We start from the raw sequence: 19,952 nt of genomic DNA on the forward strand, positions 1-19,952 counted from the left end.
CCCACCCGCTAGCGGAAGTTGTTTTACACGTCATGCGTCTGTACCTGCTCGCCCTCAACCCCACCGACTCCGTCACCGAGGGCTTCCTGCCCGCCGCCGCCCGTCTCGGCCTCGACGTCACTCTCCTCACCGACCAGCCCGACGCCCACCGGTCCGCGTATTCCGGGGCTTCCACGTATCCGGACGTCGAGATCCTGGAGTGCGACGTCCGCGACTTCCGGGCCGTCGTCACCCGGATCTCCACGCATCACCGGCCCGACGCCGTCTTCAGCAACAGCGACCACCTCCAGACCCCGGCCGCCCTGGCCGCCGACTACTTCGGCCTGCCCGGCAAGGACTGGCGGGCCGCGCTGGCCTGCAAGGACAAGGCCGAGATGCGGCGCCGGCTCGCCGCCGCGGGCGTGGACACGGTGTGGTCCGCCGAGCTGACGGAGTCCGGTGCGATCGAACCCGTCGCCCTCGCCGCGCCGTACCCGTGTGTCCTCAAGCCGCGCGAGGGCGTCGCCAGCGAGGACGTCGTCCTCGTCGCCAGTGCCCAGGAGTTGGAGACCCGCGCCAAGGAGATCTTCGCGCGACGCCCCGGTGCCGTCCTGGTCGTCGAGGAGTATCTGCCCGGGGAGCTGTACACCCTGGAGACGCTCGGCGACGGGAACCTCCGGCACGTACTGGGCGGTTTCCACACCGAGTTGTCGGCGCCGCCGTACTTCATCGAGGAGCGGCTCGTTCTCGTCCCGGCGCATCCCGAGCCGGTCGTCGCACAGATACTGGCCCAACTGGACGCGCTGGGCGTCGGGTTCGGCGCATGCCACACCGAGTTCGTGGTGCACGAGGGGCGCGCCCGGATCATCGAGGTCAACTACCGTGCCATCGGTGACCAGGTCGACCTGCTGCTGGCCCGGCTCCTGCAGATCCCGCTCTTCGAGCACATCCTGCGCACCCACCTGGGCGAGCCGCTCCCGGCCGACCTGGGCGCCCGCGGCGACGGTGCGGCCCGTCTGGAGTACCCGTGCGCAGACCGCGCGGGCACACTGACCTCCGCTCCACCGGCCGCCGAACTCATCGTCGACGGCGTACATCTGACGTACCGCCCGCTGCGCGCGGTGGGTGAGCGGCACCAGCTGTACCGCACCAACCGCGACTACGTGGGCGTTCTGCGGGCCACCGGCACCGACCAGCCGACGGTCGACCGGGTGTCGGCACAGTTCCTGGCGGCCCGGCGCTGGGAGATCCAGCCGTGACCGCGACCGCTCCCGCCCCCGTGACGACCGACGCCGCCGAGGCCGAGCTGCTCACCCGCGTCCTCAGTGCCCTGCTCCGCGAGGACGTGGTCGGCCTGCGCACCCGCGGCACGCTCACGCACCGCCCGGACGGCGTCTGGCTGCGCCTGCCGGCCGACAGCGCCGACGCCCTGCTGCTGCCGCTCACCGAGGACGGCTTCCAGTGCGTGTACGCCGCCCGGCTGCCGCTGCTCGTGCGTGAGTGCGACGGGGCCGAGTTCACCTCGTACGAGACCGTCCTCGCCGCGCTGCGCGCCCTGGCCGACCCAGTGGACCGCGACGGCTTCGACGCCTTCGCCGAGGAGTGCCGGCAGACCCTGGCCACCCTGCGGCTGCACGACGCCACACGCGACGAAACCGTCGAGCAGCTGACGGGCCGCCATGGCGCCGACCCGGCTCTCTGGACGGGCCTGCCGGCCTCCCTGGCCTACGACACCCTCGCGGCCCGCGTCGACCATCCCGTGTATCCGACCGCACGCGGCCGATCCGGGCTGGCGGAGGAGCAACTGCGGGCGTACGCACCGGAGTTCCACCCCCGTTTTGCGCTGCGCTGGCTCGCCGTGCCCCGGGAGGCGGTGACCCTCACGGGTCCGCTGCCCGAGGGGTGGCCGACGCCCCAGATGCTCGGTATGGAGGATCTGCACGGCACGCATCTTGCCCTGCCTGTGCACCCGTTGACCGTCGGTGCCCCGCTCGACGAGGCGTTGCGGGTCACCGGCCTCGCGGGACGCGCCCGGCTCGCCGACCACGCGTACCTCGAAGTGGTGCCGACGCTGTCGATGCGTACCGTCGCGGTGGCCGCCGATCCCACCCTGCACCTCAAACTTCCGCTCGCCACCGCCACGTTGGGGCTGCGCAACCGGCGCTCCATCAAGCCGGGCACGCTGGTCGACGGCGCCGCCGGGCAGCGGCTGATCGAGCGGGTCATCGAGCGCGAGCCCCGCTTCCGGGACACCGTCCTGCACGCCGACGAGACCACGTACGCGCACGCCGGACACGAACTCCTCGCCGTCCTGTGCCGCCGTTACCCGGCCGGCCTCGACGACACGGCCGTCGTCCCGCTGGCCGCGCTGCTCGCCGAGGCGCCCGGCGGACGGCTGGTCGTCGACCGTCTCGCCGACCGCTTCCACGACGGCGACCCGCTCGCCCTGCTGGACGCCTGCCTCACCCTCCTCTTCGACTGGCAGACCACCCTCTTCGCTCACGGCATCGCCCTGGAGTCGCACCAGCAGAACGTCTCGCTGGTCCTTGGGCCCGAACCGGGCCGGGTGCGGCTGCTGTTCAAGGACAACGACGGCCCGCGTATCAACACCGCGCGGCTCGCCGCCGTCCTGCCGGGGCCGTGGGGCTTCGACGACGAGCGGACCTACGGCACCGAGGACGGGCCGGTCGCCGACATGTTCGCCACCATCACCGTCCATCTGTGCGCGGGCGCTTACGCGTTCGGTCTCGCCCGGCGCGGCCGCGCCCCACTGCCCACACTGCTGGGGCTGGTCCGCGACCGGCTCGGCGAGGCCGTCGACCGGCTCGGCGGCACCCCCGCCGCCGTACTGCGCACCCGGATCCTCGACGCGCCGCACCTGCCCGTGAAGGCGATGGTCAGCGCCGGAACCCTGCTCAGCAAGGAGCGTTCGGGCGCCGCCGACATCAACAAGCACTACACCACCGGCCCCAACTACCTTCTCCACGCGGGAGAACAGGCCGGAGTTCACACCCGACACGCCGGGGACGCCGTATGAGCGCCGAGACATGGCGCCTGCCGAGACGCTCCTCGTTCGGCCGCAGTCATGTGCACGCGGTGGCCGGCTGCTACTTCGTCGCGTCCTTCGCCGCCCTCGGCCTGCCCCCGTATCTCACCCAGATCCTCCCCGAGTTCGGCGACCACGCCGCGCGCTGGGCCGGGGTGCTGTACGTGGTCCCGACGGTGTTCGGCGCGCTCGGCGCCCCCCTCTGGGGCCGGCTCGCCGACCGCTTCGGCCGTAAACGGCTGCTGCTGCGCGCCCAGTTGGGCCTCGCTGTCGCCTTCCTGCTCGCCGGCTGGGCCGACTCGCTGGCCACATTCACCGTCGCGCTGATCCTCCAGGGCGTCCTCGGCGGCACCTTCGCCGCGTCCAACGGCTATCTGGGCGCCGCACTGGAGGGCCCCGCCCTGTCGAAGGCGCTCACCCTGATGCAGGGCAGTGCCCGGGCCGCGCTGGTCGTCGCGCCGATCGTCGTCGGCTCGCTGTCGGGCTGGCTGTCACCGCACCGCCAGTACGCGCTGCTGGCCGTACTCCCGCTGACCGCCGCCCTGTTGCTCGCCGCGCTGCCCGAACCGGGCGAGGAGCAGGCCGCCGAGTCCATACCCGAGACCACCGCGCCCGCGTCCGCGCCGGTGGTCTCCCTTCGCACCCTGTATGCCCTGGAGTTCGCGTTCGTGTTCTCCACCGTCATCTCCTTCCCCTATCTGATCTCCCTGGTCGAGGACCAACTGCCGGATACGTCGGCCACGTTGTCCGGTGTCCTCTTCGCCCTCCCCCACCTGGTCTATCTGGTGTCGGCGCTGGCGGTGCACGCCGCCGTCCGGGACCGGCCCCGGACCGGGATGGTCCTCGGCTTCGCCTGTATCGCGCTCGGACTGGCGGGACACGGCATCGCCGACTCGCTGACCACGCTGATCGCCGTACGACTGGTCCTCGGGGTGGGGCTCACGCTCGGCCTGGTCTCCCTGTCCGTGCTGGCCGCCGACTGCGCCAAGGGCCGCGCGCCCGGCGGGATGTTCGGGTCGCTGGAGTTCTTCTCCAAGGCCGGCGCGGTCGCCGCCGGTCTCGCCGCGGCGGCGGGCAGCGCCCGTTTCGGCCCGGCCGCGCCGGTGCTGACCGGCAGCGGAGCTGCCGCCCTCACCGTGCTTGCCTCCCTCTTCCTCCTCAACCCCCACTCGCACCGCGCCCGTTGGAGCCGTTGATGCCCTCGCTGACCGACTCGCCCGACACCACCGCCGTTTCCGCCGAACTCGCCACTGTCGAACTCCCCACCGCCGACGACGTGGTGACCCACACCCTCCTCAACTGCCTGCTGCGCGAGGTGTCGGGCCCGGAACGCCAGACCGTCGTCGACGTCGGCCACCTGCTGCTCCGCCTGCCCCGCCGCGGAGTTCTCCTACGGGTCAGCCTGCGCCGTACGTCACTCCTGGGCGCCCACCGCTTCACCGGCCCGGTGAGCGAGCAGGCCGGGGACGGCTGGGCGGTGGTGGACTGGCGGCGCCTGGCCGAGTACACGCGCGACGAGCTGTCCCTGCGGACCGGGGAACGCAACGACGAGTTCCTGGAGCAGATCGCCTCCAGCCACCAGGCCGTCACGGCCGCCCTGGCCTACGGGCGCCCCGCCGGACCGGTGGACGGTCACCTCGCCGCCTACCTCGCCTCCGAGCAGTCCCTGCTGTTCGGCCACCGCTTCCACCCCACGCCCAAGGCCCGCACCGGCGACCCGCGAGCCTGGTCGGTCTACGCTCCGGAGACCGGGGCCGTCTTCCCACTGCGGCACCTCGCCGTACGCGCCCACCTGATCGCCGAGGAGTGCGCCGACCCCTGGGCCACCGCAGCGCTGGACGGTCAGCGCACGGACGTCCCCGACGGTTACCGGCTGCTGCCCACGCACCCCTGGCAGTACGACACCCTGCGCGAACACCCGCTGCTGCGGGCCGCGTTGGAGCGCGGCGACATCCTGGACCTCGGGCCGGGCGGGCGCCCCTTCGCGGCCACCGCGTCCGTGCGCACCCTGTACGACGGCGAGACGTTCCTCAAGTTCAGCCTGAACGTGCGGATCACCAACTGCCTGCGAAAGAACAGCAGTTACGAGCTGTCCGGCGCCGTCGCCCTCACCCGTGCCCTCGCCCCGGCCCTCACCGACCTCGCCGAGCGCTTCCCCGGCAGCGCGGTGCTCCGCGAGCCCGCCTACCGCACGCTCGCCCTGCCCGGCCCCGACGGCACCCCGGACCGCGACCTCTTCGAGGGCTTTGGCGTGATCGTCCGCGAGGGCCTGGCCCGACACCTCGCACCGGGGGCAACTCCCCTGCTCGCGGCGGCGGTTGCCGACGAGTACCCGTCGAGCCCCGCGCACGTCTCCCGGCTGCTGACCGACGCGGACCCGGACACGGCCCTCGACTGGTGGTCGGCGTACCTCGAACTGCTCGTCCCGCCCGTCCTGGCCGCCTACTTCGACCACGGGCTGGTCCTGGAACCGCATCTCCAGAACGTGCTGATCTGCGTGGGCGCTGACGGCCGCCCCCTCCAGGTGCTCTTCCGGGACCTGGAGGGCACCAAGCTGGTCCCCGAGCACCACACCGACACACTCACCGGCGTACCGGCCGAGGTCGCGGGCCCGATGACGTACGACGCGCAGCGCGGCTGGGACCGGGTCGTCTACTGCCTGCTCGTCAACCACATCGCCGAACTCCTCGCCGCCCTGGCCGACCTGCACCCGGAGGCCGAGGCCGCGCTGTGGGCGCGGGTGCGCGACACGCTCCGGACGTACGCCGACCGTTCCGGCTGCCCGCCCCGGCTCGCCGCGCTGCTCGCGGGAGTTCCGCTGCCGGCGAAGGCCAACCTGCTCACCCGCTGGGAGCGCAAGGCGGACCGCGAGGCAGGATACGTTCGGCTGCCGTCCCCGCTCGCCGAGGACATCCTGCGCGACACACCCCGGAGCACCCGATGACTCTCGCCGTGCGCGACCACGCGCTGTCCCTGCCCGCCAGCGAACTGCCTGCATACGTCTACGACTTGACGGAGCTGCGCAGTCATGCGGCGATGGTCCGGGCGGCGCTGCCCGAGCGGGTCGAGCTGTACTACGCGGCCAAGGCCAACCCGGAGCCGGAGATCCTGGCCGCGCTCTCACCGTACGTCGACGGCTACGAGGTCTCCTCCGGCGGCGAACTCGCCCATGTCGCCGACGCGGTACCGGGCCGGCCGCTGGCGTTCGGCGGGCCCGGCAAGACACCGGACGAGGTACTGAGCGCGCTGAAGCTGGGCGTCGACCGGTTCCACGTCGAGAGCGAGCACGAGCTGCGTATGCTCGCCGAGTTGACGCGCCAGGTCGGGCCCGGGCACCGGGCGGCGGTGCTGGTGCGCGTCAACATCCCGGTGTCCGACGGCTCGTTGGCCGGCAGCTCGCTGACGATGGGCGGCCGGCCGACCCCCTTCGGGCTCGACCCGGCCGGGGCCGCGCCGGTGCTGCGGGCGCTGACGGACGGGACGTACCCGCAGCTCGAACTGCGCGGAGTCCACGCCCATCTGGCGAGCGGACTCGACGCCCGGGAGCAGCTGGCGGTGGCCGAGTCCGTGGTCACCTGGGCGGCAGGGCTCGGGGTGTGCCTCGCCGAGGTGAACGTCGGCGGCGGGATGGCCGTCGACTACGCGGCCCCGGCCGACCGCTTCGACTGGGCGGCGTTCGGCAGGGGCCTGGCGTGGCTGACCGAGGCGTACCCGGAACTGACCCTGCGCATCGAGCCGGGCCGGGCGCTGACCGCGTATTGCGGCTGGTACGCCACCGAGGTGCTGGATGTGAAGCGCAGCCACGGCGAGGAGTTCGCGGTCGTCCGGGGCGGCACCCACCATCTGCGCACCCCGGCGACGAAGGGCCACGACCAGCCCTGCACGGTGCTGCCGGTGGACACCTGGCCGTACCCGTGGCCACGCCCGGAGGCCGAGGACTCCCGGGTCACGCTGGCCGGCCAGCTGTGCACCCCGAAGGACGTCCTGGCCCGGCGGGTCCCCGCGCCCGGACTGCGGGCGGGCGACCGGGTGCTGTTCTCGCTGGCGGGCGCCTACGCGTGGAACATCTCCCACCACGACTTCCTGATGCACCCGAGGCCCGGCTTCCACTTCCTGGGCACGGAGCCCGGGGCAGCGAACCAGCCGGGATAGCACACACGTACGACACGGGTGTGGGCCGCCCGGTCCGGCCGGGCGGCCCACATACCTCAGAACGTACGTACGTTCGTCAGGCCTCGATACCCGGCAGCAGGCCGGTCACGGGGGCGGCCAGGTCGGTCACCTGGTGCAGCTGGTTGACGTCACTCAGACGGTTGAGCGAGCTCAGCTGGCTGGAGACCCGGGGCAGGTCGTCCTGGTACTGGGCGGGAATCTCGCTCACGGCGAGCGAGTCGAGCTGGGCGATCGGGTTCAGCTTGCCCGCGTTCTGGTCGGCGGCGGGAGCCGCGCTCGCCAGCGGGGCGGCGAGGCCGGTGACGCCGACGGCAAGACCAACGGCGGCGGCGATTCGTCGTGTTGAGATCATGCAATCAGCAACGTCCGGCGCCCCGCACCGGACACGGGCACCCCGCCCCGCTCACTCGTCAGGCTCATCATCCGTCTGCGCTTGCCGAGGTTCCCAGGACGGAGGACGCTCGGGAGGAGAGGTCCCTCGCGGCCCGCGCCCGATCGGGCCGCGGCCCTCGGAGGAGGTCACCATGGGCACCGCGGCAAACCCCGCATTCGACACCGAAGCACTGCGCCGGGGCATCGAAGGACAGGACGCGACGGCACTGCTGTCGCTCTACGCCGACGACGCCGAACTACGCGTCGTCGACCGCAACACCCAGCCCAGCCACCCGATGGTCAAGCACGGGCGCGACGAGATCGGCGCCATGCTCAACGATGTGTACGGCAGGGACATGACCCACAAGCTGGAACAGGTCATCGTCCAGGGCGACCAGGTCGCCTACACCGAGTCCTGCGAGTACCCGGACGGAGTCCGTGTCCTGGCCAGCGCGATGCTGTCCCTGCGCGACGGCAAGATCGTCGACCAGACCGTGCTGCAGGCCTGGGACGAGGAGGGCGGGTGAGGCCCTCGGTGAGACTGAACTAGGCTGAACTCCGGGTCGTGACTGGCGCTGAGGTGGAGCACCACCGGGGAGCGGCCCGCGCGGAGGCCTGTGTTTCTCCGTGGACGCGGAGTGCGTGCCGTGCGCCTGGGCGATGACGACTGTCAGCTCAGGAGTGCTCATGTCCCAGGCCCGTCCGGCCCGTCTCATGGACGGCACCTCGCTCGCCCGACGTATCGTCGAGGACACCGCGAAGAAGGCCGCCGACCTCATCGACCGCACGGGCACGACGCCCTGTCTGGCGACGGTGCTGGTGGGGGCGGACCCCGCCTCCGTCACCTACGTCCGCATGAAGCAGAACCGCTGCCGCAAGGCCGGCATCGAGTCCCGCCATGTGGAGCTGCCCGCCGCCACGACCACCGGGGAACTGGTCGCCGCGCTGCGCGCCCTCTCGGACGACTCCGGTGTGCACGGCATTCTGCTCCAGCACCCGATGGGCGAGCACATCGACGAACGGGCAGCGTTCGAGGCGATCGCGCCCGAGAAGGACGTCGACGGCGTCACCTTCGCCTCCTTCGCGACGATGAGCTTCGGCCTGCCGGGCTTCGTTTCCTGCACTCCCGGCGGCATCATGCGCCTCCTCGACGAGTACGAGGTCGACCCGTCCGGCAGGCGGGCCGTGGTGGTGGGCCGCAGCGCGATCCTCGGCAAGCCGGTCGGCATGCTGCTCCTGGGCCGCGACGCGACCGTCACGTACTGCCACTCACGGACGGCGGACCTGCCGTCCGCCGTCCGCGAGGCGGACATCGTGGTCGCCGCCGTTGGCCGGCCCCGGCTGATCCGGGGCGAGGACATCAAACCCGGCGCCGTCGTGATCGACGCCGGGTACAACCCCGGGAACATCGGCGACGTCGACTTCGACTCCGCCGTCGAACGGGCCGGGCTGATCACCCCGGTGCCGGGCGGCGTCGGTCCGATGACCATCGCGACGCTGCTGGAACAGACCGTCGACGCCGCCGCCCGGCAGCTCGGGCCGGGCCGGCGGATCAGGTCGGGGGACAGCTTCGGTGCCTGATCAGCGCAGGTGGGCGCCCGCCGCGGAGCCGCCGATGTCACAGCAGCCCCGCGTCTCCGGCATCATCCGCCGGACAGGTCCGTGGGGCGTGATCAGCGCATCCAGGCGCTGTAGTCCATGACATCGCCCGCTTTGAGGCCCCATTCGGGCTCGGCGGTGGTGGCGGTGTTCTCCAGGCCGAGAACGGCACCGGTGACCGGTTCCATGATCAGCATCTGGCGGGAGCCGTGTCCGTCGTACACATACGCCTGCCCGGGCCGCCCGAGCCGGTCCGTCACCCCGCCGACGGGCCGCAGCCCCTCGGCGTCCGCCAGCAGCCGGGCGACGGCCGCGTCCTCCCGGGCCCCGAGCGTCCAGTGGTCGAGCAACACCCGTACGGCGTCCAGGAGTTCCGGGGTCGTCAAGGCAGTGCTCTGGTACTGCGCCTCCTGAAGGTAGGCCTCCAGCCGCCCCGGGTCGTGCGGCGGCGTCGACTCGGGCGGCGCGTCGCTCCAGCTCGGCCCGAACGTCTGCTCGCTGATGACGTGCCCGTCCTCGACCAGCCCGGGTTCGCCGTCGCCCTCGCTGAGGACCGGCCGGCCAGGATGCCGTGGGTCGGTCGCCACGACCAGCTCCGTATGGCTCGCATCGGCCTGCCAGCGCACGACGCGCTCCACGGGCAGCGTGATCGGGGGCTTGTCCTCCGACATGCCCATGCTCCACGTCTGTACGTGGGTGCCCTTCAGGAGTTTCGGTGAGCCGTCCTCGGCTGCCGCGTCGGCGAGCTCGGCCATCCTTGCCAGGGGTACGGGGGTGGAGCCGGCCTGTACGAGCAGCGGGCGGGGAGCGGCCACCGCCGGGGTGGTGTTCGGGCCCGCGAAGAGCAGGGTCAGCGCGGTCGCCGCGACGACCGCGATGGTCGCGAGGCTCCACGTCCAGCGGGTGCGGCGACGGCTGAACGGGCCGCTGCCGTACAGCAGTTGGTTGAGCCGGCGTTCCGCGTCGTGGTCCAGTGGTCCGTCGCCGAAGTGGGGGCCGTCCGCCGGTACCGGGTTGGCGCCGCGCAGCAGGTCGAGTTCGTCAGGCATGGCCGTGTTCCTTCGAGGAGTTCACGTCGGCGGCGAGCGCGGGGCGCATCCGGTCGATCTCGGTTCTCAGCCGGCGCCGGGCCCGGTGCAGCCGCATCGCCGCCGCGCGCGTACCGCAGCCCAGGGCCACGGCGACCTCGTCGACGGCGAGTTCCTCCCAGGCCGTCAGGCGCAGTACCTCCTGGTCGGCCTGGGTGAGCCGGGCAAGCGCCTCGTGCACCCAGGCGCCCGGCGACTCGGCGTCGGGGCTCGCCACGACCTGCCTGCCGTGCGCCGTCTCGTCGTTGCCCAGCCGGTCGACGAGCCGACGGCGGCGGCCCTGGCCGCGTACCGCGTTGGCCAGGCAGTTGCGTGCCACACCGTACAGCCAGGGCAGCGGGGACGCCGGAAGGTCGCCGCGGCGCCGCCAGGCGACGGTGAACACGTCCGCCACCACTTCCTCCACGTCGCTGGTGCGGCCGTCCAGTCGCCGAGCGACATAGCGGCTGACCGCCCAGTAGTGCTCGCGATAGGCAGCGGCGAAGGTCTCGTCGTTGCTCATGTTCCGTTCGTGTCCGGCACTCTGCGGATCGTCACACCCGTTTCCGTGATTCTCGTCGCGTCACCCGAGTGTGACGTCCGAGCCGGGCGCGGACACAGGCGGGGCGTGAAGACCATCAACGTCAGACCCCGTGTCGAACCCCGCACCACCAAGAGCCTCAAGAGCGTCAAGTGGCTGACGACCACGGACCACAAGACGATCGGCACGCTGTATCTGGTGACGTCGTTCGCGTTCTTCTGCATCGGTGGCGTGATGGCGCTGTTCATGCGCGCCGAGCTGGCCCGGCCGGGTCTGCAGATCATGTCGAACGAGCAGTTCAACCAGGCGTTCACGATGCACGGCACGATCATGCTGCTGATGTTCGCGACGCCGCTGTTCGCCGGTTTCACCAACTGGATCATGCCGCTGCAGATCGGCGCCCCCGACGTCGCGTTCCCGCGGCTGAACATGTTCGCCTACTGGCTGTACCTGTTCGGCTCGACGATCGCGGTCGGCGGCTTCCTCACCCCCTCGGGTGCGGCCGACTTCGGCTGGTTCGCCTACTCCCCGCTCTCCGACGCGGTCCGCTCCCCGGGCATCGGCGCCGACCTGTGGATCATGGGTCTGGCCTTCTCCGGCTTCGGCACCATCCTCGGCGCGGTCAACTTCATCACCACGATCATCTGCATGCGCGCACCGGGCATGACCATGTTCCGCATGCCGATCTTCGTGTGGAACGTGCTGCTGACCGCGGTCCTCGTCCTGCTGGCCTTCCCCGTCCTCGCCGCCGCGCTGTTCGCGCTGGAGGCGGATCGGAAATTCGGCGCACACATCTTCGATGCCGCCAATGGTGGTGCCCTGTTGTGGCAGCACCTGTTCTGGTTCTTCGGGCATCCAGAGGTGTACATCATCGCGCTGCCGTTCTTCGGCATCATCAGCGAGGTCATCCCGGTCTTCTCCCGCAAGCCGATGTTCGGCTACATGGGCCTGATCGGCGCGACCATCGCCATCGCGGGCCTGTCCGTGACGGTGTGGGCCCACCACATGTACGTCACCGGCGGAGTCCTCCTGCCGTTCTTCTCCTTCATGACGTTCCTCATCGCCGTACCGACAGGCGTGAAGTTCTTCAACTGGATCGGCACCATGTGGAAGGGGTCCTTGTCGTTCGAGACCCCGATGCTGTGGGCCACCGGCTTCCTGATCACCTTCACCTTCGGTGGTCTCACCGGTGTCATCCTGGCTTCGCCGCCGATGGACTTCCACGTCTCGGACTCCTACTTCGTGGTGGCGCACTTCCACTACGTCGTCTTCGGGACGGTCGTGTTCGCGATGTTCTCCGGCTTCCACTTCTGGTGGCCGAAGATGACCGGCAAGATGCTCGACGAGCGCCTCGGCAAGATCACGTTCTGGACGCTGTTCATCGGCTTCCACGGCACCTTCCTCGTCCAGCACTGGCTGGGCCCGAACGGCATGGTGCGCCGCATCCCCGACTACCTGGCGGTCGAGGGCCTCACCACACTGAACACGATCTCGACGATCAGTTCGTTCCTGCTCGGTCTGTCCGTGCTCCCGTTCCTCTACAACGTGTGGAAGACCGCGAAGTACGGCAAGAAGGTCGAGGTCGACGACCCGTGGGGCTACGGCCGCTCGCTGGAGTGGGCCACGTCCTGCCCGCCCCCGCGCCACAACTTCGTCTCGCTCCCCCGCATCCGCAGTGAATCCCCGGCGTTCGATCTCCACCACTCCACCCAGCAGCAGGAGTTGACCCGACAGTGACCACGAGAGACGACGACCGTCAGGTGGACATGACGACCCTGGTCAACGAGATCCAGGGCCACCTGCTCATCGCCGCCACCCGCCAGGAGGGACATGAAGCAGCCGTCCGCTTCAGCGCCCGCCTCGACTGGCTGACGAGTCATCAGCGGACCGAGCTGGAAAGGCAGTTCGCGGCGGAGCATCTCGCTCTCGCCCGCGTCTCCTGGCAGCGCACCGCCGCCCGCAGTGCGGAGTTGCGGGCCGAGTACGAGGCCGAGTACCGCCGTCTGAAGAGCCGGCTGACGGCCGCATGCCTGACGCTCGCGGCCACGACGGTACCGCTCGCCCTGCTCCTCCTGGCTCCGCTACGGCGTTAGCCAGGTCAAGGAAAGTCGGGTGCGGTACCGCGTCTCCAAGGGGCGCAGGGCAGTGTCGGTCGGCGGCTCCGCCGCGATGGGGGAGCGTCCAGCCGCGACGGGCCCCGCAGGCGACACACCGGCCTGCCGGCGGAATGCTCAGCCCGCCCACCCGGCGATTCGCACCCCGCCGAGGTGGGCCCACCCGCCGGGCCGGGGCGCGACGGTGATCGACGCGCCCGCCCGGCCCCGCCCTCGGCAAGAACCTCCCCAGCGGGCGGCGAGCACGCCATACTGGCCCCCGTGCGCGTAGCGATCATGACGGCAGGCTCACGAGGTGATGTGGCCCCTTACACCGGGCTCGGGCACGGGCTGGCCCGGGCCGGGCACGAGGTCACCCTGGTCACGCACGGCTGCTTCGAGCCGCTGGTGGCGGGGGCCGGGGTCGGGTTCCACGCCCTGCCCGTGGACCCCCGGGCGGAGTTGGAGTCGGCGCGCGGGCGCGGGCTGCACCGCAGTGCGACCGGGGCCGGGAAGCTGCTGCGGGTGGTCGAGATGGCGCGGCGCCTCGTCGGCCGGATGACCGACGACCTGGTGGCCGCCGCCCGAGTGAACGACGTACTGCTGCTGTCCAGTTCGCTGGGTCCACTGGGGCACACGATCGCGGAGGGGTTGCGGCTGCCGAGCATGGGCGTGTACCTCCAACCGCTCGCTCCGACAGGGGAGTTCGGACCGCCGGTCCTCGGGGGCCGCTCCTGGGGCGCGGCGGGCAACCGGCTCGCCGGGAACGGGGTGAGCATGGCCGTCGAGCAGGTCTTCGCCTCGACCGTACCGGCCGTACGGACCCGGCTGGGCCTCTCCCGCAACGCCCCGGGTGCCGCACGGCGCGCCCGGGAGCGCCAGGGCTGGCCGGTGCATCACGGCTTCAGCCCGCTGGTGGTGCCCCGGCCCCGCGACTGGCGCCCCGGGCTGGACATCTCCGGCTACTGGTGGCCGTACGACACCCAGCCCCACCTACCGCCCGAGGTGGAGGCGTTCCTCGCCTCGGGGCCCCCGCCGGTCTTCGTGGGCCTGGGCAGCGCCACCGTGCCCGATCCCGGGCAGCTGAGCGCAGTGGTCGTCAGGGCCCTGCGGCAGGCCGGGATGCGTGGGGTGATCCAGCGGGGATGGGGCGGGCTCGCGGCGGACGGCGACGACATGCTGACGATCGGCGAGGTGGCGCACTCGGCACTGTTCCCGCGTATGGCGGCCGTGGTCCACCACTGCGGCGCGGGCACGACCGCCGCCGGTCTGCGGGCCGGGGTGCCCGCGGTGCCCGTGCCGATCCAGTTCGACGAGGGCTTCTGGGCGGCGCGGCTGGTCTCCCTGGGCGTGGCCCCGCAGCCGGTTCCGCTCCGGAGGCTGACGACCGCCTCGCTGGCCTCGGCCCTGGTACGGGCGACCCGCGACCCCTCGCACGGCGAACGGGCGCGTGCCCTCGCGGCCCGGATCGGCATGGAGGACGGCGTAGGACCCGTGCTGGAGTCGGTGAACCGACTGTCCGGTTGAGCACCCCGCGAAACCCCGAGAACCTCAAGAACCCCCACGCCCTCACAGCCCGAAACGGCGCGGAGGACGACGTAGGGTCCTTGTTGCAGTCGCTGGACCGACTGTCCGGTTGAGCACCGTCGACGCACGGCCACACCCCGGTCGGGGGAACCCCAAGAGCGTCAGGAGCGCCCAGTGGCCTCCGCGCCCTCCGAGCCCGGGGGCATCCAGCCCGCCGGGCGCAGGATGCCCAGCAGCATCCGCACCAGTTCGTCCACCACCTCGTCCAGCGTGGCGTCCACCCACCCGGCGCTCCAGTCGTGCAGCAGGCCGTTGACGCTGCCGATGAACGCCGTCGCGGCGAGCTGGTAGTCGCGTGGCGCCGCCTCTCCGCGGGCGACGGCGGCCTCCGCCTCCGTACAGATGAGGTTCACCCAGCGGGAGCGGCGGGCGAGGCGCTGTTCCTCCATGCGGGCGCTGACGCCGATGATCTCGACGAAGGTCACGCGGATCCGGCGCGGGTCGGCGGTGACGTTGGCGGCGTAGGCGCGGAAGATCGCGGCGGCCCGTTCGGCGAGGGGCAGGCCCTCGGCACCGGCCAGCGCGTCGAGCGCCGCCCCCTCGGCCCAGTCGTTGACCTGCAGGTGAAGGGCGGCCAGCACGTCCTCCAGGGTGCGGAACTCCTCGTAGAACTGGCGGGTCGACAGACCGGCCGCCTCACTGAGCGCGGCGACGGTCGTCGAGCGGTAGCCCGGTGTGTCGCCGAACAGCTGGAGTGCGGCGTCCAGAAATCTCCGGCGCCTTTCGGTCTGCCGTTCCTCGGCTGTCTTGCCCGCGTAACGGCCGGTCGGCGCCCTGAGTCTGCCCGCCAATGAGCCCTCCTTCATCGGTCCGGTGGCCAAGTTTGTCTTGCACGCAGTCTTGTGGAGAAGGGCACCCCCTCCTTACTTTCCAGTAAGTCCAATCTGAACGTGACCGTGTTCAGTTTTCTGACCGCAGCCATGTTCTCCCTCTTTGCCCCACATGTCATGCACCCGCCACCGTTCACCTGTTCACTCCCGGAGGGGAGAGCATTCATGTCTGCTTCCAGATCCAGGTACCTCTGTGCCATGGCCGCCGCTCTCGTTCTGACCGTCACCGCCCCCGCGACCTCTGCCATCGCCGCGACCGCGGATGCCGACGCGGCCGCCGCGAGCCTGCGCGAGGTGATGTTCGTCGGCAACAACTGGGAAGGCACCGCGGACGTCATCAAGTCCAGCGGCGACTTCGCCAAGATCGGCCGGATCAACGTCGTACCCGACAAGGCGGCGCGGATGGCCGCGATCAACGCCGACCCGATCAAGTGGATCTACTTCATGGCCATCCGAAACGGAGTCGGCGAGGGCCACGACCAGTTGGTCGACGACATGTACTCCACCCCGGACGGCAGGTCGGTGGTGGTCTCCCGGCCGAGCTTCGCCGACGTCGTGTCGATCGACCTCGCCACCGGGGCGATCAACTGGCGCTTCCCCGTGTCGGGTTACCGCTCCGACCACATGGCGGTCTCCCCGGACGGGACGCGGGTCGCGGTCTCGGCCTCGATCTCCAACACCGTGCACGTGCTGAACATCAACACCGGCGCGCAGATCGGTTCGTTCGCCACCGGCGACAAGCCGCACGAGAACATCTTCACCAGCGACGGCAAGTACATCTGGAACATGTCCATCGGGGACGTCAACACCTCGCAGGACGCTCCGTGGCAGGACTTCACGAAGGGCGACCGGAAGATCACGGTCGTCGACGCGGCCACCTTCAAGCAGGTGAAGGTGATCGACATGCGGGCGCGGCTCGACGCGATCGGCCTCAAGGACTACTCGGACGCGGTCCGCCCGGCCGCCTTCTCGCCCGACGAGTCGAAGCTGTACTTCCAGGTCTCGTTCTTCAACGGCTTCTTCGAGTACGACGTCGCCACCGACAAGATCACCCGCACGAAGACCCTGCCGAAGAACCCGGCAACCAGCGACGACCGCACCACGTTCGTCAACGACTCGCGCCACCACGGCATTTCGATGAAGCCGGACGGCACGAAGCTGTGCGTCGCGGGCACGATGGACGACTACGCGACGGTCGTCGACCGTGCAACCCTCCAGGAGGGCCCGCTCGTCCCCGCCTCGAAGCCCTACTGGGCCACGGTGAGCGGCGACGGCAAGTCCTGTGTGATCTCCGAGAGCGGCGCCGACCAGATCACGGCCATCGACTTCGCCACCGGGCAGAAGACGGTGTCCGTACCGGTCGGCGACCACCCCCAGCGAGTCCGCCTCGGCCATGTCGAGGCGGACTGGACGGGCCCGGCAACCAACTGACGTACCGGTTGAAGCCCGGTGCGCACCCCGCGCCCCTTTTCAAGGGGCGCGGGGCTGTGTCCATCTGCGGCTCCGCCGCGTGGGCGCGACAAGCCCCCACCGGCCCGCGGCCAACGAACCGCCGGCCCACGGAGTGCCTAGCTGAACTCCTGCGCGGCCCAGGAAGCCAGTTCAGCCCGCGCAGCACTCAGCACGGTCGCCGAAGGAGCCGTCGCCCCGTTGGTCACCAGCGCGTAGTGCAGGACTCCCGAGTCCGGCGCGGTGAGCAGCAGGCGGCGGCTTCCCGTGTTACCGGGATCCGTGCCCGCCGCGACCGGGGTCGTACTGGTGTAGGCCTGCGGGCCGTACACCGTGCCGAGGTCGGAGACCACCGTGGTGGTCGCGGTCGGGAAGGACGCCGGAAGATGGAGTTCGGTCGGCGCCGAGATCCCCTTCGACCGCCACACCAGCACGCCGTACTGCCCCGAGCCCACCAGCTGGGACACGTTCGGCAGTGAACTCGGCACCGGGTTCCAGGTGAGGGTCGTGGACCCGTCCCGGGAGCGGTCCTCGTAGGTGAAGGCGAGTGTCGTCCCCGCCGTGGCGCCCGGATAGACACGGTCCAGCATCCGGGCGTCCTGCCGCAGGACCGCCGTGCCGGAGTCGTCGAGGCGTACGGCGGACAGGTCCTCGTCGTTCCAGCCGTCACCGGTGGTGAGCACCTTGTCGGGGTTGTCGTTCATCAGCTCCCTGTGGCGGCCGTTGTAGATGTCCCACTGCCACTGGCTGCCGGACAGCACCGGCCCCGAGCCGCTCGCGTTCGCCCACCAACTCGCTCCCTTCACACGGGAGTCGAGGGCCTGGTACATCGCCTTGTAGACCGTCGGCGCCTTGTCGGAGACCGAGCCGGCCAGCGGGTGGCCGAACTCACTGACGATCCCCGTCGTCCCGGTGGCGGCGGCCCGGTCACGGACGGTGCCGAAGTCGGTGACGTACTGCCCGTCACCGGCCTTGCCCCACATGAAGACGCCGGAGATCGCCTTCTGGTCGTAGAAGTGGGTGTTGAAGACATAACGCGGGCCGATGGTCCCGGCGTCGAGCAGCCCGCCTTCCTGCTTCTGGAAGTCGATGTTGGCGTTCCAGAACATGTTCGGTTCCACGAAGGCCGGCTTGTCCTGCCAGCCGGCCGCGTCCATCCGCGACCGGAACTTCACGAAGAACGGCCACAGGACGTCCTTCTCCCAGGCCCGGCTGGTCTGGCCCGAGTCGAGGTTCCCCGGATGCGGTTCGTTGTACGGGTCGAAGCCGACGACACCGGTGAACTGGGCGCTCGTCAGGTTCTGTTTGAGGTACGTCATCGTCTTCTGGGCGGTGTCGAGGAACGAGTCCTGGATCCCGTACGTGTTGTGCCAGAAGTCGTACGTCGCGTTCTTCACCGCCGCGTTCGAGGTGATGTTCTGCCCCCAGAGGAGGCAGATCCCGCAGTACTCGTCCGGGTAGTTGGCGAGGTCGACGGCCCACTTGGGGGCGCCGTCGCCGGTGTACCAGCTGTCCGAGTCGAAGAGCCAGCGGGAGTAGAGGTCCTGGTGGAAGTCGGGGTAGACGCGGATGCCCGCGTCCAGGAAGGCACCCATCTGGGCGGTGGCCGCGGCCAGATAGCTGCTGCTCACCGAGCCACGAACGGGCTCCGCGTACGCCCAGGAGAGCAGGAAGCGGACGCTGTTGCCGCCGCCGAGCGCTCGCAGGGCGGTCGCCGACTTCTTGGCGTCGGCGACCGAGGCGAAGGGCAGTCCGTTGTTCTCCTTGAGCTTCGTCTCACCGGAGACGTTGTAGCCGCGGAGCACGACCTCTCGGCCCAGAGCGTCGGTGAACCGACCGTTCTGGACGGTGAGGGTGGTGGAGGTAGGAGAGTCGAACCAAAGGGTGTCGGCCCGGGCGGGCTGGGAGCCGACAGTGGTCAGGAAACCCGTGACCAGAACCAGTACGCCGAGCAGGTGCACACGCAACTTCGACATGTGCATTACAGTCCCGTGCGCATCAGGAGTCGTCAATACCAAGTGACTCCTGAGTAATCTTCAGCTTTTGACGCTCATGGGCGATCATCAAGTCACATGGGCGACAAAAGGAGCGGATCGTGCGTGACATTCTCCCCGCGCTCGGGCGCTGGTACGCGGCGGGCGAACCGTTCGGGCTCGCCACCGTCGTCTCGGTGAGCCGCAGCGCGCCCCGTGACCCCGGGGCCGCGATGGCCGTGGGGCCCGGCGACGAGGTGGTGGGCAGTGTGTCCGGGGGATGCGTCGAGGGCGCGGTGTTCGAGCTGGCCCAGGAGGTCGTGGCGAGCGGCGAGGCACGCCTTGAGACCTTCGGCTACAGCGACGAGGACGCCTTCGCGGTGGGGCTGACGTGCGGCGGTGAGATCACTCTCCTCGTACGGCCCGTCACGCCCGCCCTCGATCCCTCCTTCGCGTCGGTCGCGGAGACGGTGGCGGCTGGCCGCCCGGTGACCGTGGCCACCGTGACCGACGGTCCGGCGGCGCGCGGCGCCACACTCGCCGTCTGGCCCGACCGGGTGTCCGGCACGCTGGGCACGACCGGTCTCGACGTGGCCGTCACCGCGGACGCGCGCGGTGAACTCGCGCTGGGGGCAACGGGGTTGCGGCACTACGGGCCCCACGGGGAGCGGCGCGAGGACGCCGTCACCGTGTTCCTGCACTCCTTCGCGCCCCCGCCCCGCATGCTCGTCTTCGGCGCCATCGACTACGCCGCCGCCGTGGCCCGGATCGGCGCCTTCCTCGGCTACCGGGTCACCGTGTGCGACGCCCGCCCGGTCTTCGCCACCCCGAAGCGCTTCCCCGAGGGCGTCGAGGTGGTCGTCGACTGGCCGCACCGCTATCTGAGCGGCACGGACACCGACGAGCGCACGGTGGTCTGCGTCCTGACCCACGACCCGAAGTTCGACGTACCGCTGCTGGAGGAGGCACTGCGCCGGCCCGCCGCGTACATCGGGGCGATGGGCAGCCGCCGCACCCACGAGGACCGCCGACGGCGGCTGACGGAGGCCGGCGTCACCGGGCCCGAGCTGTCCCGGTTGCGCTCCCCCATCGGGCTGGACCTCGGCGCCCGTACGCCCGAGGAGGTGGCGGTGTCGGTCGCCGCCGAGATCGTCACCCTGCGCTGGGGCGGCAGCGGGGTGGCACTGACGGCGACAGCCGGCGCCATCCATCCGACGGGGGCCGTTTAGCCGCTCAGCGGCAC

At 70.9% G+C, this 19,952-nt stretch carries 17 protein-coding genes and 1 riboswitch; of the genes, 12 read left to right on the forward strand and 5 right to left on the reverse strand.

The genetic code is table 11. The annotated features are described in order from the left end of the window. Positions 1-32 precede the first annotated feature (32 nt). Genes OG734_RS03375 through OG734_RS03395 form a run of 5 tightly spaced genes read left to right on the forward strand, consistent with a single transcriptional unit; the run spans position 33 to position 7,177 of the window. On the forward strand, positions 33-1,238 hold the full coding sequence (locus OG734_RS03375; RefSeq protein ID WP_330285962.1) for an ATP-grasp domain-containing protein: 1,206 nt from the start codon (positions 33-35) through the stop codon (positions 1,236-1,238). Next, a complete protein-coding gene (locus OG734_RS03380) occupies positions 1,235-3,016 on the forward strand; it encodes an IucA/IucC family protein (protein ID WP_330285963.1) in 1,782 nt (593 codons plus the stop codon). The genes OG734_RS03375 and OG734_RS03380 overlap by 4 nt, the downstream gene beginning before the upstream one ends. Beyond that, positions 3,013-4,221, forward strand: a complete 1,209-nt coding sequence (locus tag OG734_RS03385; protein ID WP_330285964.1) for an MFS transporter — start codon at positions 3,013-3,015, stop codon at positions 4,219-4,221. Before OG734_RS03380 ends, OG734_RS03385 begins: the two co-directional genes overlap by 4 nt. Further along, complete coding sequence (locus OG734_RS03390; protein ID WP_330285965.1) at positions 4,221-5,969, forward strand: IucA/IucC family protein; 1,749 nt, start codon at positions 4,221-4,223, stop codon at positions 5,967-5,969. The genes OG734_RS03385 and OG734_RS03390 overlap by 1 nt, the downstream gene beginning before the upstream one ends. Continuing rightward, on the forward strand, positions 5,966-7,177 hold the full coding sequence (locus tag OG734_RS03395; RefSeq protein WP_330285966.1) for a type III PLP-dependent enzyme: 1,212 nt from the start codon (positions 5,966-5,968) through the stop codon (positions 7,175-7,177). The genes OG734_RS03390 and OG734_RS03395 overlap by 4 nt, the downstream gene beginning before the upstream one ends. 76 nt (positions 7,178-7,253) lie before the next feature. Here the strand turns inward: OG734_RS03395 and OG734_RS03400 are convergent, their stop codons facing one another. After that, a complete protein-coding gene (locus tag OG734_RS03400) occupies positions 7,254-7,550 on the reverse strand; it encodes a hypothetical protein (protein WP_330285967.1) in 297 nt (98 codons plus the stop codon). Positions 7,551-7,722: 172 nt separating this feature from the next. On the opposite strand from OG734_RS03400, the gene OG734_RS03405 reads away from it, so the two are divergent. Both OG734_RS03405 and OG734_RS03410 read left to right on the forward strand, forming a co-directional pair. After that, entirely contained in the window at positions 7,723-8,097 is a 375-nt protein-coding gene (locus OG734_RS03405) for a nuclear transport factor 2 family protein (RefSeq protein ID WP_330285968.1), read from the forward strand. Between the two features lie 28 nt (positions 8,098-8,125). Beyond that, positions 8,126-8,236, forward strand: a riboswitch (ZMP/ZTP riboswitch). 21 nt (positions 8,237-8,257) lie between these two features. Next, the gene (locus tag OG734_RS03410; RefSeq protein ID WP_330285969.1) at positions 8,258-9,151 is read left to right on the forward strand and encodes a bifunctional 5,10-methylenetetrahydrofolate dehydrogenase/5,10-methenyltetrahydrofolate cyclohydrolase; all 894 of its coding nucleotides are present in this window, start codon (positions 8,258-8,260) and stop codon (positions 9,149-9,151) included. Between the two features lie 92 nt (positions 9,152-9,243). Here the strand turns inward: OG734_RS03410 and OG734_RS03415 are convergent, their stop codons facing one another. Beyond that, positions 9,244-10,218 (reverse strand): CU044_5270 family protein, encoded by a 975-nt coding sequence (locus OG734_RS03415; RefSeq protein WP_330285970.1) that lies wholly within the window; start codon positions 10,216-10,218, stop codon positions 9,244-9,246. Beyond that, positions 10,211-10,759, reverse strand: a complete 549-nt coding sequence (locus OG734_RS03420; RefSeq protein WP_330285971.1) for an RNA polymerase sigma factor — start codon at positions 10,757-10,759, stop codon at positions 10,211-10,213. Before OG734_RS03420 ends, OG734_RS03415 begins: the two co-directional genes overlap by 8 nt. 105 nt (positions 10,760-10,864) lie before the next feature. Between OG734_RS03420 and ctaD the strand changes: the two genes are divergently transcribed. From ctaD to OG734_RS03435, 3 genes are all read left to right on the forward strand, one after another. Then, the gene (gene ctaD / locus OG734_RS03425; protein WP_330285972.1) at positions 10,865-12,514 is read left to right on the forward strand and encodes an aa3-type cytochrome oxidase subunit I; all 1,650 of its coding nucleotides are present in this window, start codon (positions 10,865-10,867) and stop codon (positions 12,512-12,514) included. Further along, a complete protein-coding gene (locus tag OG734_RS03430) occupies positions 12,511-12,870 on the forward strand; it encodes a hypothetical protein (protein ID WP_330285973.1) in 360 nt (119 codons plus the stop codon). Before ctaD ends, OG734_RS03430 begins: the two co-directional genes overlap by 4 nt. Before the next feature lie 297 nt (positions 12,871-13,167). Then, positions 13,168-14,397, forward strand: a complete 1,230-nt coding sequence (locus OG734_RS03435) for a glycosyltransferase (RefSeq protein WP_330293551.1) — start codon at positions 13,168-13,170, stop codon at positions 14,395-14,397. Between the two features lie 161 nt (positions 14,398-14,558). Here OG734_RS03435 and OG734_RS03440 read toward each other — a convergent pair whose 3' ends face one another. Continuing rightward, complete coding sequence (locus tag OG734_RS03440; protein WP_330285974.1) at positions 14,559-15,248, reverse strand: TetR/AcrR family transcriptional regulator; 690 nt, start codon at positions 15,246-15,248, stop codon at positions 14,559-14,561. A 204-nt stretch (positions 15,249-15,452) separates the two neighbouring features. Here OG734_RS03440 and OG734_RS03445 point away from each other — a divergent pair, with 204 nt between their 5' ends. Next, a complete protein-coding gene (locus OG734_RS03445) occupies positions 15,453-16,718 on the forward strand; it encodes a YncE family protein (RefSeq protein ID WP_330285975.1) in 1,266 nt (421 codons plus the stop codon). Between the two features lie 137 nt (positions 16,719-16,855). On the opposite strand, the gene OG734_RS03450 is transcribed toward OG734_RS03445, so the two are convergent. Next, positions 16,856-18,718, reverse strand: a complete 1,863-nt coding sequence (locus OG734_RS03450) for a cellulase family glycosylhydrolase (RefSeq protein WP_330285976.1) — start codon at positions 18,716-18,718, stop codon at positions 16,856-16,858. A gap of 113 nt (positions 18,719-18,831) precedes the next feature. Between OG734_RS03450 and OG734_RS03455 the strand changes: the two genes are divergently transcribed. Then, on the forward strand, positions 18,832-19,938 hold the full coding sequence (locus OG734_RS03455; protein ID WP_330285977.1) for an XdhC/CoxI family protein: 1,107 nt from the start codon (positions 18,832-18,834) through the stop codon (positions 19,936-19,938). Positions 19,939-19,952: the final 14 nt, after the last annotated feature.

This window comes from Streptomyces sp. NBC_00576 (assembly GCF_036345175.1).
Lineage (GTDB): Bacteria > Actinomycetota > Actinomycetes > Streptomycetales > Streptomycetaceae > Streptomyces.